The following is a 13,781-nucleotide window of genomic DNA, read 5'->3' on the forward strand; positions in this document are numbered from 1 at the left end:
GCCGCGAACCATGGCGCCTCGCGGCCGGACCACGCCCGCACGTCATTCCCGCAGCCCGATGCTCTCGACCGGTCGGCCCCGCAGCGCGACGCGGGTGGGCAGGAGCATCGAGAGGTACCCGACGGCGCCCGCGCCCGCGACCGTCGCGAGGTACGCGACCGGGGAGAGCGCGGGCACGGCCCGCTGCCCCTCGCTCAGCCCGAGGCTCACGCCGGTCAGCGGCGGCAGCAGGACCACGGTCGCCACGACCACGGCGATGCCGACCACGACGCCCGCCTCGACCCGCATCATCCGCAGGACCTGGCGGTCCCGCGTCCCGACCAGACGCAGCAGCGCGAGCTCGCGCCGCCGGTCGACCGTCGACATGACCAGGGCGTTCGCCACGTTGAGCGCGACGTACCCGAACAGCACCACGAGCAGGATCATCGAGGTCCACGTGTTCGCCTCGAGCGCCGCCTTCTCCGCGGCGACCAGGGACGCCCGGTCGGCGAGCACGACGCCCGGGTACGGGGCCGTCACCCGGTCGAGGTCCTCCGCGAGCGCCCCGACGTCGGCCCCGTCGTCCGCCACCACGAGCAGCGAGCCGTCCAGCCCGTCCTCCGACGCGGGCAGGACCAGGTCGCGCGGGAGCAGGGCGTCGCCGAAGCCCATCCCGCGTCCGTAGACCGCGACGACGACGGCGTCGACCCGCGTGCCGTCCGCGAGGTAGAGCTCGACGGTGTCCCCGAGCCCGGCTCGCGCCTTGCTCGCCCCCGCGACGCTGAGGGCGACCGACTCACCGTGCAGGTCGTCGGTCGCTCCCTCGCGCACGTCGAGGTCGATCGCGGCACCGAGGTCCGACGGGTCGACACCCTGGACGCTCAGCGCCTCGGCAGAGAGCGTGCCGTCCGGCTCGGCGAAGCGCACGAGGGCCTGGCTCCGCACGGTCGGGGTCACCGAGGCGACGCCGGCCACGCCCGCGACCTGCCCCGCGAGGTCGGGCGAGAGGCCCGTGCCGCTGCTCGCGAGCACGAGGTCGGCCCGCAGCCCGTCGGCCACCTGACGCTCGGTCTCGGCCACCTGCGCGACCCCGAGCGAGACCTGCACGACCGTCATGGTGATCGCCAGCACGAGCGGCACCACGGCCCCCGCCAGACGCCGCGAGCTCGCCCGCGTGCTGCGGCCCGCGAGGTAGGTGCTCGCGTGCGGGCTGCGCCGCAGGAACGGCTCGACCAGCAGCACGAGGGCGTGCACGATCCGCGGGCCCAGGAGCGCGACCGCGATCACGAGCACCACGCCGGACAGCGCGGCCCCCGCGAGCGCGTCCTCGCCCGCGACGAACGCGGGCATCATCGACAGGAACACCCCGCCGACGACCAGGACCACGCCGATCACCGTGCGCGGGACGCCCAGCCGCGGGGTCTCGACCGCGGCCTCGCCCAGCGCCTCGACCGGCTTCACCGTGATGGCGCGTCGGGCCGACATCCGCCCCGCGAGCCACGCGACGCCCACCGTGAGCAGCACCGCGATCACGACCGGCAACGGTCCCACCGCGACCGGGTAGTCCGCCGAGACGACCCCTGCCCGGACGAACAGGCCGTGCAGCACGCCGACCGCCGGGATGCCCAGGAGCGCCCCGGGGACCGCGGCCGTCGTGGACAGCACGAGCATCTCGGCGGAGATCGTCCGGCGGACCTGGCGCGGGGTCGCACCCACCGCACGGAGCAGCGCGAGCTCGCGGCGCCGCTGCTGCACCACGAGCCCCAGGGCGCTCGCGACGACGAACACGACGACCACGAGCATGATCCCGCCGAAGCTGCCGGCGATCGCGACCAGCGTGGTCGCCGAGCCCGAGGCGTCGGCGAACTCGACCGATCCGCGGGCGTCGCCCGTGCGCACGGTCAGCCCGGTCCGCTCGCGCACGTCCGCGGCGAGCGCCCGCGCGTCCGTCCCGTCGGCGACCAGGATCCCGACGGCGTCGACCTCGCCCCGGGCCCCTGCCGCCCCGGGTCGGCCGCTCGTGCCAGGGCCCGCTGCTGCGAGGTCCGCGACCTGCTCGTCGGTGAAGAACACCACGCCCTGCCGCAGGGCCCCGGCTCCCTCGGGCGGTGAGACGGTCCCGGTCACCCGGTACTCCCCCGACGTGGAGCCCACGGCCAGGGTGACGTCGTCGCCCACCCCCACGGCGAGCCGCGCGGCCAGTGCGCCGTCGAGCACGACCTGACCCGGCGCCGTCGGGCCGTCGCCCTGTGCGAGGACGAACGGGCCGAGCATCGCCGAGGACCAGCCGTGGCCCACCGGCGGGCGCCCGTCGATCGCCCCGACCAGGTCGCCCGACGGCCCGACGGCGCCCAGTCGCACCTCGACGTCGCCGACCGCGCGCTCGACCCCGGGGATCGCGGCGAGCTCGTCGACCGCGGACACGGGCAGGCGGACGCGGCCACCGAAGGGCTCGTCGTAGTCCACGTCGACCGCGAGCGACTGCTTGGCGGTCACGACCAGGTCGGCGCCCGCGTAGCGCTCGGGGCCGATGCCCTGCCGGATGCCCGACTCCATGAGCAGCCCGCACGCCGCGACGAGCATCGCGCTCAGGAAGAGCGCGACGAACGGGCCCACGAAGCTCTTGCGGCGTGCGCGCAGCGTGCTCAGCGCGAGCCCCAGCACGCTCACCACTCCCCGAGGTGGGTCATGCGGTCCGCGACCTGCTCGGGGGTCGGTCGGACGAGCTCGCCCGCGACCTGCCCGTCGGCCAGGAACACCACACGGTCAGCGAACGAGGCCGCGACCGGGTCGTGCGTGACCATGAAGACGCTCTGGCCGAGCGTGTCGACCAGGAACCGCAGCAGCTCGAGCACCTGCTTGCTCGTGCGCGTGTCGAGGGCCCCGGTCGGCTCGTCCGCGACGACGACGTCGGGGCGTGTCACGAGCGCCCGTGCGATCGCCGCGCGCTGCTGCTGGCCGCCCGAGAGCTCGCTCGGTCGGTGGTCGAGGCGGTCCTCGATCCCGACGCGGGCCGCGATCTCGCGCAGCCAGGCCGGGTCCGCCCGCTCGCCCGCGAGACGCAGCGGCAGCCCGACGTTCTCCGCGACCGTCAACGACCCCATGAGGTTGTAGGCCTGGAACACGAACCCGATGCGGCCCCGGCGAAGGGCCGTGAGCTCGTCCTCGGTCAGCGTGGACAGGTCCACGCCGCCCAGGTGGACCGAGCCGCCCGTCGGCCGGTCGAGGCCCGCGGCGCAGTGCAGCAACGTGCTCTTGCCCGAGCCCGACGGCCCCATCACGGCCGTGAAGCTCCCCCTCGGGAGCGCCAGGGAGACGCCCCGCAGTGCGTGCACCGACCGCTTGCCCGCCGTGTACGTCTTGGTGATCCCTGCGACCTGCAGGGCGTACGGCGAGACCTCCGGGGCATCCTTGGTGGATGCGCCGGCGGTCCGCCTGGTCGTGGTCGTCCTCACTCGAAACCCCCGTCGTGGCGTGAGTCTCGAACGTAGCGAGCGGGGGACGAACCGGACCATCCGGCCCGTCCCCCGAACGGGGTGGGGTTGTCCCCCGTACCGGGCGGGTCGCCGCGGCGCTAGGGCGCGAGGCGGCGCAGGTCGCGCGGGAAGAGCGCGACCTCGCGGACGTTCGCCGCGCCCGTCAGGCGCGCGGTCCACCGTTCGAGACCGATCGCGAACCCGCCGTGCGGCGGCATCCCGTGCTCGAACGCCTCAAGGTACGTCGCGTACCCGGCCGGGTCCTCGCCACGGGCGGTGATCGCCGCGACGTAGTCCGCGTACCGGTGCAGGCGCTGACCGCCCGTGACGAGCTCGACGCCGCGGAAGAGCAGGTCGAAGCTGTTGCTCCACCGCGCGTCGTCCGGCTGCGGGTGCGTGTAGAAGGGACGCTTCGCCATCGGGTAGCCCTCGACCGCGAGGAGGTCGCTGCCGTGCTCGGCGAGCGCCCACCGCCCCAGCGCACGCTCGTGCTCGGGGGCCAGGTCGGGCTCGTCCGCTGGAGCCCCGACGAGGGCCAGGGCCTCGGCGAAGTGGATCACCGGGATCTCGTCGGGCACGACCGGCACCACGAAGCCGTGCGCCGCGACCGCGGACCCGGCGTGCTCGTGGACCGCGGCGACCATCCCGGCCAGGGTGTCGCGCAGGACGGCCAGCACGTCGCGGTGGTCACGGACGAAACCGAGCTCGACGTCGAGCGAGACGTACTCGGCGAGGTGACGCACGGTGTCGTGCGGCTCGGCCCGGAAGACCGGCCCCACCTCGTAGACGCGCTCGAAGACCCCGACGAGCTGCTGCTTGAAGAACTGCGGGCTCTGCGCCAGGAAGGCCGGGCGACCGAAGTAGTCGAGAGTGAACACCTCGGCCCCCGACTCGGTCGCCGTCCCGACGATCTTGGGCGACTGCACCTCGGTGAAGCCCTGCGTGTCGAGGGCCTCACGGAACCCGCGCAGGGACGCGGCCGCGACTTCCCACCGCGCGCGCTGCGCGGGGTGCCGCCAGGCGACCGCGGCGTGGTCGAGCATCGTGGAGAGCCCCACGTCGAGCGACGGGCGCCACAGCTCGACCGGCGGGGTCACGGCCGGGTCGGTGAGCGGCACGACGGTCGGCGAGCTCACCTCGACCCCGCCCGGAGCCTGCGCGTTCGCCGTCGTCAGGCCCGTGACCTCGACCACGGTCTCCTCGGGCGGCACGACCTGCCCGTCGCCCGCCCGCACGACGACCTGGGCCAGGCCTGACCGGTCGCGCAGCACGAGGAAGGTGACGGTCGCAAGGGCGCGACGCCGGTGCACCCAGCCACGGAGCGTGACGGACGTGCCGGGTGAGAGGGCGGGCAGGTCGGCGGCGAGGGTCCGGGGCGCGGCCGAGGCGGTGGGTGGGGTCGGTGGTCTCATGGTTCCTCCAGCAGGCGAAGGCCCTGGAGGAGCGGGCGGGGGCTAGGTCGCGGTGCCACCACTCCTTCGCCGGGAGGTCCCGGCCTCTCGTCGGTCCGCCGGACGCGCGGGGGTCGTGCGCCCGGCACGAGGTCCGGGCCGAGGGTCGTCACGCCTCACGTCCACCGGCTCCGACGATACCCACGGACGCCGCGAACGTCGCGGACATTTCCGGGGCCGTTCGCCGAGTGCCTGGTTCGGCTGCGACTCGCCGGGCGCATCGCAGCGCGATCACCCGCTCAGCGTTCGGGAGCACGCTCCGGCACGTGCAGCCGCCGCAGGAAGCGGTCGGTGCGGGGGTGCGGCCCGCGCCGGTCACGCAGGGACACGACGACGGTCGTGGCGGTCGCGAGCGGGATCGTCCAGGCCGCGGGCTGGGCCAGGAGGCTGCGCGCGAGACCGTCGCCGGGTCCGAGCGCCGAGGTCACGAGGAGCGCCGCGGCGCACAGCGCGCTGCCGACGACCATGCCCGCGATCGCCCCGCGCGCGGTGAGCCGCCGCCACCACACGCCCAGCAGGATCGTCGGGGACAGTGCCGAGGCGGCGAACACGAACACGGTCCCGACGCTCGTCACGAGCCCCTGCGGGATGGTCACGAGCGCGAACGCGAGGGGCACGATCGTGCACGCGACCGCGGACCAGCGGAACGAGCGGACCGTGCCGCCGAACAGGTCCTGGCTCACGACGCCCGCGAGCGAGACGACGAGTCCCGAGGACGTCCCGAGGAACGCCGCGAACGCCCCGGCGATCACGAGCGCCGAGAGCAGCTCGCCGCCCACACCGGGCACGAGCCGGGACGGCAGCACGAGCGCCACCGTGTCCGCGACGCCGGGCTCCGCGAGGTCGGGGGCGACGACGCGGGCGATCAGTCCCATGGTGCTCGAGACCATGTAGAAGACGCTGATCATGCCGATAACCACGACGGTGGTCCACCGGGCCGAGACGCCGTCGGGGCTCGTGTAGAAGCGCACGAGGACGTGCGGCAGGCCGATCGTGCCGAGCAGCAGCGCGAGCAGCAGCGAGGCCGTCGTGTAGGTGTCGTACGAGCGCGGCCCGGCCTCGGGCGGGAAGACCTGCGCGGGGTCCAGCGTCAGGTCCTGCCCACCGAGCACGACGAGCAGGAAGGCCACGGGGACCGCGAGCGCCGTGAGCTTGACCCAGAACTGGAACGCCTGGACGAACGTGACCGAGCGCATGCCGCCCGCGGCGACCACGGCGCTCACGACCGCGGCCACCCCGACCGACCCGACCCACGGCGGCACGGGGGCCACGGTCGTGATGACGAGCGCGGCGCCGTGGAGCTGCGGCACGACGTACAGCCACCCGATCACGAGCACCAGGACGCTCGTGACGCGCCGGGCGGCGAGCGAGTCGAGCCGTGCCTGGACGAAGTCGGGGATCGTGTAGGCCCCGCTGCGGCGCAGCGGACCGGCGACGAACAGCAGCACGAGCAGATAGCCCGCGGCGTACCCGACGGGGAACCAGAACGCCTCGGCCCCCGAGAGCAGCACGAGCCCGGACAGCCCCAGGAACGTCCCGGCCGACAGGTACTCGCCGCTGATCGCCGACGCGTTCCACACGGGCTGCACCGTGCGGGACGCGACGAAGAAGTCGCTCGTGGTCCGCGAGATCCGCAGCCCGTAGAAGCCGATGAGCCCGGTCGCGAGCAGCAGCAGGCCGACCGCGACGAGAGGCAGGGCCGAGCTCACTCGTCGTCCACCAACGCGCGGAAGCGTCGCTCGTTGCGGGCGGCGGCCAGTGCGAACACGAGCGCGAACGCCCCGATGACCGGGTAGAAGCCGTACGCGTGCAGGAGCCACGGCAGCGGCACGCCGAGCACGTGCACGTCGCCCAGCGTCGGCACCGCGCTCATCGTGACCGTGAGCAGCGTGACCACGGCCAGGAACGACGCGACGCACGCGAGCGCGAGCCGCAGCTGGGTCCGCGCGAGGCTGCGGGCGTAGACGGCCGCGGGCTCGCTCCCGCCGTCGGGTCCGGGCGCGTCCCCGGTTCCCTCGCGCACCACGCCCGACGGCGCCTCCTCCCCCGCGTCCGGTGCGGCGCCCCGTGCGGCGGCCGGGGCGGCGGCCGGGGCAGGCGACGGGACGTCGGTCGAGCGGACGACGACCCGCGGCGGCGGCTCCTGCGAGGTCACGGACGGCTCCCGGGACGGCCCAGGAGCGCGTCGCGCACGGCCGGGGCCATGCGCCGGCTCACAGGGACCTCCTGCCCGGCGACGACCACGACCGGGTGCGCACCGCCGAGGCGGACCGCGGTCACGGCGGCACGGTCGACGAGGTACGAGCGGTGCACGCGCAGGAAGCCCGCGGCGGTCCAGCGTTCCTCGAGGTCGGAGATGGGCTCGCGCACCAGGTAGCCGTCCGTGTCCGTGACCAGGCGCGAGTAGTCTCCCTGCGCCTGGACCCACCGCACGGCCGAGCGCAGCACGACGCGCGTCGTCGTGCCGACCGTGACGGCGATGGTCTCGTCGGCCGGGGGGACCTGCATCGCCCGGGCGGGCCGCTCCGCGTCGTGGGCGACAGTGCCTCCCGTGCCTCCCGTGCCTCGGGACGGTGCGCCCTCCACGGCGCGGGACGCGGCCGCCTGGACCGCGACGGCTCGCTCGACCGCGCGGGCCAGCCGCTCGCGCCGCACGGGCTTGAGCACGTAGTCGACGGCCTCGACGTCGAACGCCTCGGTGGCCCGGGCCTCGTCGGCCGTCACGAACACCACCGCAGGACGGACCGAGAACCGCGACAGCGCGCGGGCGAGGTCGAGCCCCGTGAGCCCCGGCATGTGGATGTCGAGGAACGCGACGTGGACGGGGTGCTCGGACAGCCAGCGCAAGGCCTCGGCGCCCGACGCGACACCGTGGACCGAGCGCACGTGCGGGTCGCGGCGCAGGAGGGCAGTCAGCTCGTCGAGGGCCGGGCGCTCGTCGTCGGCCACGAGGACGTCGACGCCCGGACGCGGGCCTGCGGCTCGGTCGACCCCGCCGGCCTCGTCGGCGGGACCGGCGGTCGCTGCGGGGTGGGGGACGTGGTCGGTCACGGCCTGCTCACCTCGGTCTCGTGCTGGGGCTGGGACTTCGGGACGCGCATCCGCACGAGGGTACCCGCGCCCTCGTTCGTCTCGATCTCGAGCGCGTGCTGGTCGCCGTAGAGCTGGCGCACGCGCGTGTCGACGTTGCGCAGCCCGACGTTCGTCGCGCGCGACCCCGTCGCGAGCAGGGTCCGCAGCGTCTCGGGAGACATGCCGACGCCGTCGTCCTCGACCGTGATCTCGGTCTGGGTGCCCTCGTCGCGCGCGCTGATGACGATCCGCCCACCCCGCTCGCGCGGCTCGAGGCCGTGCCGGACGGCGTTCTCGACGAGCGGCTGGACGCTGAGGAACGGGATGACGGTCGACAGGGACTCGGGCGCGATCTGGAGCGTCACGGTCAGCCGGTCGCCGAACCGCGCGCGTTCGAGCTCGACGTACGAGTGGATGCTGCCCAGCTCGTCGGCGAGCGTCGTGAAGTCGCCACGGCCCCGGAAGGAGTAGCGCGTGAAGTCCGCGAAGTCGAGCACGAGGTCGCGCGCCCGCTCGGGGTCGGTGCTGATGAAGGAGGCGATCGCGCCGAGCGAGTTGTAGATGAAGTGCGGGCTGATCTGGGCGCGCAGGGCACGCAGCTCGGCCTGCGCGAGCGCGGTGCGCGAGGCCTCGAGCTCACCCAGCTCGAGCTGGGCCGAGCACCACTGCGCGACCTCGCCCGTGGCCCGCACGAGCGGCGGGCGCACCCGCGTCGCGAACGCGACGACGGCCCCGGCCACGGCACCGCCCGCGAGCACGGGTGCTCCCACGGCCTCCGGGGTGCCCGACGACGGCTCGGCGCCCGCGTAGACCTGTCGCCTCCCGGTCTCGATCGTCCGGGCGCCGACGCGCTGCGCCTCGTCCCGGAGGGCGGCCGGGCCGTCGAGGGCCACGACGCCGTCGGCCGTCACGACCGCGAGCGCCTCGCAGCCGAGCAGGGTGCGCAGGTGACGGGCGGCGCGTCCGACGTCGTCGCCCTCGAGGCCGTCCCGCAGGTGCTTGGCGGCGCGCGAGGCGAGGTGCAGCGTGCTGAACGTCGCGCGCTCGGAGTCGCTGCCGAGCTCGCGCGTGCCGCGTGCCAGCCGCCACGCGAGGACCAGCGCGGCGGTGAGCAGGACGCCGACGACCAGGCCGACGACGGCCCCGGTGAACACGGGTCCGGACATGTCGCGATCCTATTCCGGGGAGATGACGCCGAGGGTGACGTACCTGTCCGCCGAGGGTGACCGACCCGGGTGCCGAGGTGACGTACTTGACCACCCACGGTGACGCACTGGCGTGCCGAGGGTGACGGGATGCCGCCGACGGTGTCACCACCGGTCGCCGACGGCGACACCGTCGATCCGCCTGGCCGTCACCCTCGGCGGGCGGGAGCGTCACCCTCGGCGGGGTCAGCAGCAGCGGGCGCCCGGGTTGCGGTCCTGGTCGTCCATGCGCTCGCGCCAGAACTGGCGCTCGGTCAGGACGAGGACGTCGGATCCGTGCGCGGCGCGGCGGTGCTCCACGTACACCCGGTACGCGTCGTCGCCCATGAGCTGGCGGACGTACCAGGCCGCACCTCTTGCCGCGCGGGCGAGCGCGTCGCGCACGGGCCCCACGTCAGTGCCCCGCGCCCGAGGAGACGGGCTGCTTCCCGGGCGGGAGCTGGGCCCACTCGGCCTCGATCTCCTTCTCGGTCGCTGTCGTCAGGAGGCCCGCAGGCGCGAACCGGCGCGAGGCCACGGGCTCGTCCTCGTGGTTCTCGCCGCCCCCCGCACGCAGCGCCTTCACGGTCGTCACGAGGGCCGCGACCATCACGACGATCGCCAGGACCACGAAGATGATCGACAGCGTGCCCTGGACGAACGTGTTGCGCACGACCGCCTCCATGGCCTCGACCGAGGTCGCGGTGCCGAACGAGGTCTCCCCCGCGGCCAGCGCCTCCTTGAACGCGTTGTGGTTGGCCCAGTAGCCGACGGCGGGGACGGGCGAGAAGATCTTCTCGAACGATGCCGTGATCGTCACGACCGCGGTGAAGGCCAGCGGCAGGGCCACGATCCACAGCCAGCGGAAGTACGAACGTCCACGCTTGGCGACGATCGCGAGCACCACCGCGAGCGCGATGGCCGCGAGGAGCTGGTTGGCGATGCCGAACAGCGGGAAGAACGTGTTGATCCCGCCGAGGGGGTCGGTGACGCCGAGATAGAGGATGCTCCCCCACCCGGCGACCATGACCAGGGTGCAGAACCACACCCCGGGCCGCCAGGTCACGTCCCGGAACTTGGGGGCGACGTTCCCGAGCGAGTCCTGGAGCATGAAGCGCGCGACGCGCGTCCCGGCGTCGACGGCCGTGAGGATGAACAGCGCCTCGAACATGATCGCGAAGTGGTACCAGAAGCCCATCATCGCGGCGCCGCCGAAGAGCTGCTGCATGATGTGCGCGAGGCCCAGCGCCAGGGTGGGCGCCCCACCGGTGCGCGAGACGATCGACTCCTCGCCGACGGCCGCCGCGGTCGAGGACAGCATGTCGGGCGTGAGGTTCACGCCGGCCAGGCCGAGCGAGTTGACGAACGCGACGGCACCCTCGATGGTCCCGCCGGTCGCGGCGGCCGAGGCGTTCATCGCGAAGTAGATGCCGCGGTCGAGCGAGATCGCGGCGACGAGCGCCATGATCGCGACGAACGACTCCATGAGCATGCCGCCGTACCCGATGAAGCGCGTCTGGCGCTCCTTCTCGAGCAGCTTGGGCGTGGTGCCCGAGGCGATGAGGGCGTGGAACCCGGACAGGGCGCCGCACGCGATCGTCACGAAGAGGAACGGGAACAGCGACCCGGAGAACACCGGCCCGGTCTCTCCGCTCGCGAACTCGCTGACCGCGGGCACCGAGATCTCGGGGCGCACGATCACGATCGCGCCTGCGAGCATCACGATGACGCCGACCTTCATGAACGTCGACAGGTAGTCGCGCGGGGCCAGGAGCAGCCAGACGGGCAGGACGGCCGCGACGAAGCCGTAGATGATGATGCCGATCGCGATGGTCGTGCGGTCGAGGTGGAACAGGTCCGCGCCCCACGGGGTGTTCGCGACCCAGCCGCCGCCGACGATCGCGGCCATGAGCAGCACGAAGCCGATGATCGAGACCTCGGTGATGCGCCCGGGGCGCAGGTAGCGCAGGTAGACGCCCATGAAGAGGGCGATCGGGATGGTCATCGCGACGCTGAAGACGCCCCACGGGCTCTCGCCCAGCGAGTTCACGACGACGAGCGCGAGGATCGCGACGATGATCAGCATGATGAGCAGGGACGCGACGATCGCGGCCGTGCCGCCGATGCGGCCGAGCTCCTGGCGCGCCATCTGACCGATCGTGCGGCCGCCACGACGCATCGAGAAGAACAGGACCACGTAGTCCTGCACGGCACCCGCGAAGATGACGCCGACGATGATCCAGACCGTGCCGGGCAGGTAGCCCATCTGGGCGGCCAGGACCGGTCCGACGAGCGGGCCGGCGCCCGCGATCGCGGCGAAGTGGTGCCCGAACAGCACGCGGCGGTCGGTCGGGACGTAGTCCTTGCCGTCCGAGCGCACCTCGGCGGGGGTCGCGCGGCGGTCGTCGGGGCGCGTGATGTATCGCTCGATGACCTTGGAGTAGAAGCGGTATCCGATGAGGTAGCTGCAGACCGCGGCGAACACGAACCAGATCGCGTTGACGGTCTCGCCTCGCACGATGGCGAGCATGACCCAGGCCACGCCGCCGAGCAGGGCGACGCCCGTCCAGAGCACGATCTTCTGCCAGGTCCAGCGGGGTGCGAGGGCGGCCTCCGGGACCGCGGTGGGCGGGAGCGTCGGATCGGGCGAGAGCCCGTCGTCCGAGGCGGTCTCCGCCGTCGATCGGGTGTCTGTCGTCATCGGTTCTCTCTCCCAAGGTCGCGTCGTTGCGTCCGACCGGGAAAGGCTAGGGACGACGACGGGCCGTGATCCAGGTCACGTCGACGGACGGTCGAGGTGTGCGACGAGCGGTAGGCGACGTGCGACGAACGGTCGTCGAACGGCGGTCGGCGACGGTCCGGACGGGCGGTCCGCGTAGTGTTCTCCCGTCGTGCCGACGCCCGGCACGGAGCCCGAGAGGACCCCTGTGAGCCTGATCCGCCTGAACGCCGTGAGCATGCAGTTCGACGAGAAGGTCGTGCTGCGCGACGCCTTCCTCAAGCTCCGCGAGGGCGAGCGCGTCGGGCTCGTGGGCCGCAACGGCACGGGCAAGACGACGTTCCTCGAGCTCGTCCTGGGCCGCAAGGAGCCCACGTCGGGGACGGTCGACGTCAACCTCGGCGTGAGCATCGGGTACTTCTCGCAGTTCTCCGAGCTCGCGGGGCACCGCAGCGCGGCCGAGGAGCTCAGCGAGCTGTTCGCCGACGTCCACTCGACGCAGGCGCGCCTCGACGCGATCGGCGAGCGCCTCGCCGAGCCCGACCTCATGGACGACGGCGGCGAGGAGATGACGCGACTCCTGACCGAGCAGGCGGACCTGTTCGAGCGCATGGACGCGCTCGACGGGTGGTCGTACGAGAACACGATCGACACGGTCCTCACTCGCCTCGGCTTCGACGCCGAACGACGCGACCTCCCGGTCGACCAGCTCTCGGGCGGCTGGCGCAACCGTGCGGCGCTCGCACGGATCCTGGTGCAGCGCCCCGACGTGCTGCTGCTCGACGAGCCCACGAACTTCCTCGACCTCGACGGCGTGCGCTGGATCGAGAACTGGCTCCAGACCTACCCGGGCGCAGTGCTCGTCGTGTCGCACGACCGCCAGTTCCTCGACGGCGCGGTCAACCGGATCGTCGAGATCGAGAACCGCCGCCTGCACGAGTACGAGGGCGGCTACTCCGACTACGTGCACGCCAAGCAGTCGCGCCTCAAGACGATCGAGCGCCAGTTCGCGCACGAGGAGGAGCTGCTCGCGTACGAGGTCGAGGCCAGCGACGCCCGCAAGCAGGCCGCGAAGGACAAGAGCCGGGGCCTCAAGCGCAAGCTCGCCGACATCAAGAAGCGGCAGGCGCCACGCCCGGTCGACCAGATCATCACGACCATCTACGCGGACCTGCACGTGAGCGAGCGCCTGGTCGAGGTCGAGGGGCTCACGAAGGGCTTCGGCGGCGACCCGCTGTTCAGCGACCTCACGTTCTCGCTCCACCGTGGTGACCGCGTGGCGGTCGTCGGCGCGAACGGGTCCGGCAAGTCGACGCTCCTCGACGTGCTCACGCAGGTCACGCCGCCCGACGCCGGGCAGATCACCTGGAAGAAGAACTCGACGTTCGTCTCGTACAACCAGGTCGTGGCGGACCTCGACCTGGACGACACGGTCGCGCACGCGGTCAGCGCCGCCCCCGGGACCCTCGCGTACTCGGCGACCAAGAAGAACGTCAACAGGTTCCTGACGATGCTGCAGTTCTCCGAGATGGAGCTCAAGCAGAAGATCGGGACGCTCTCGGGCGGGCAGCGCGCCCGCGTCGCGATCGCGCAGTGCCTGCTGTCGGGCGCCTCGGTGATCGTGCTCGACGAGCCGACGAACCACCTCGACCTCACGAGCGCGCAGGTCATGGAGCGAGCCCTCGCGCACTTCCCGGGGGCCGTGGTCGTCGTGAGCCACGACCGCTACTTCATCGACAAGGTCGCCGATCGCCTCCTGACGTTCGACGGCGCAGGCGGCGTCGTCGAGAGCGCTGCGAGCGGCGCGCTCTGACGACCGTGCTCGGGATGCCGCGTGCGGCGGACGTCGACGGACGTCGACGGACCGGTTGTCGTCGAGCCCGGGGACGAGGTCCTCCTC

Annotated in this window: 10 protein-coding genes; 1 reads left to right on the forward strand and 9 read right to left on the reverse strand. The window is 73.2% G+C overall.

The genetic code is table 11. The annotated features are described in order from the left end of the window. Window positions 1–42 precede the first annotated feature (42 nt). From ACFRCR_RS10545 to ACFRCR_RS10585, 9 genes are all read right to left on the reverse strand, one after another. Window positions 43–2,649, reverse strand: coding sequence for an FtsX-like permease family protein (locus ACFRCR_RS10545; RefSeq protein ID WP_377677347.1), 2,607 nt, complete (start codon window positions 2,647–2,649; stop codon window positions 43–45). Next, complete coding sequence (locus tag ACFRCR_RS10550; RefSeq protein WP_377677349.1) at window positions 2,646–3,434, reverse strand: ABC transporter ATP-binding protein; 789 nt, start codon at window positions 3,432–3,434, stop codon at window positions 2,646–2,648. The genes ACFRCR_RS10545 and ACFRCR_RS10550 overlap by 4 nt, the downstream gene beginning before the upstream one ends. Before the next feature lie 119 nt (window positions 3,435–3,553). Further along, window positions 3,554–4,867 carry an aspartate--tRNA(Asn) ligase gene (gene aspS, locus ACFRCR_RS10555; RefSeq protein ID WP_377677351.1) on the reverse strand — a complete coding sequence of 438 codons (1,314 nt, stop codon included), beginning with the start codon at window positions 4,865–4,867 and terminating at the stop codon, window positions 3,554–3,556. Window positions 4,868–5,145: 278 nt separating this feature from the next. Further along, entirely contained in the window at window positions 5,146–6,615 is a 1,470-nt protein-coding gene (locus ACFRCR_RS10560; RefSeq protein ID WP_377677353.1) for a cation acetate symporter, read from the reverse strand. Then, window positions 6,612–7,061 carry a hypothetical protein gene (locus ACFRCR_RS10565; RefSeq protein ID WP_377677355.1) on the reverse strand — a complete coding sequence of 150 codons (450 nt, stop codon included), beginning with the start codon at window positions 7,059–7,061 and terminating at the stop codon, window positions 6,612–6,614. The genes ACFRCR_RS10560 and ACFRCR_RS10565 overlap by 4 nt, the downstream gene beginning before the upstream one ends. Further along, the gene (locus ACFRCR_RS10570; protein WP_377677365.1) at window positions 7,058–7,855 is read right to left on the reverse strand and encodes a LytR/AlgR family response regulator transcription factor; all 798 of its coding nucleotides are present in this window, start codon (window positions 7,853–7,855) and stop codon (window positions 7,058–7,060) included. The genes ACFRCR_RS10565 and ACFRCR_RS10570 overlap by 4 nt, the downstream gene beginning before the upstream one ends. 98 nt (window positions 7,856–7,953) lie before the next feature. Then, complete coding sequence (locus tag ACFRCR_RS10575) at window positions 7,954–9,144, reverse strand: sensor histidine kinase (RefSeq protein ID WP_377677357.1); 1,191 nt, start codon at window positions 9,142–9,144, stop codon at window positions 7,954–7,956. A 225-nt stretch (window positions 9,145–9,369) separates the two neighbouring features. Then, window positions 9,370–9,567, reverse strand: coding sequence for a YbdD/YjiX family protein (locus ACFRCR_RS10580; RefSeq protein WP_377677359.1), 198 nt, complete (start codon window positions 9,565–9,567; stop codon window positions 9,370–9,372). A gap of 10 nt (window positions 9,568–9,577) precedes the next feature. Next, entirely contained in the window at window positions 9,578–11,863 is a 2,286-nt protein-coding gene (locus ACFRCR_RS10585) for a carbon starvation CstA family protein (RefSeq protein WP_377677361.1), read from the reverse strand. A 226-nt stretch (window positions 11,864–12,089) separates the two neighbouring features. On the opposite strand from ACFRCR_RS10585, the gene ACFRCR_RS10590 reads away from it, so the two are divergent. Beyond that, window positions 12,090–13,694, forward strand: a complete 1,605-nt coding sequence (locus tag ACFRCR_RS10590; RefSeq protein ID WP_377677363.1) for an ABC-F family ATP-binding cassette domain-containing protein — start codon at window positions 12,090–12,092, stop codon at window positions 13,692–13,694. Window positions 13,695–13,781 lie beyond the last annotated feature (87 nt).

This window comes from Oerskovia sp. NPDC056781 (assembly GCF_042789955.1).
Lineage (GTDB): Bacteria > Actinomycetota > Actinomycetes > Actinomycetales > Cellulomonadaceae > Oerskovia > Oerskovia rustica.

Bases quoted from the DNA above. Each gene is read 5' to 3' on its own strand.
- ACFRCR_RS10585 (WP_377677361.1), bottom strand. From the start codon at position 11,863: ATGACGACAGACACCCGATCGACGGCGGAGACCGCCTCGGACGACGGG.
- aspS (WP_377677351.1), bottom strand. From the start codon at position 4,867: ATGAGACCACCGACCCCACCCACCGCCTCGGCCGCGCCCCGGACCCTC.
- ACFRCR_RS10575 (WP_377677357.1), bottom strand. From the start codon at position 9,144: ATGTCCGGACCCGTGTTCACCGGGGCCGTCGTCGGCCTGGTCGTCGGC.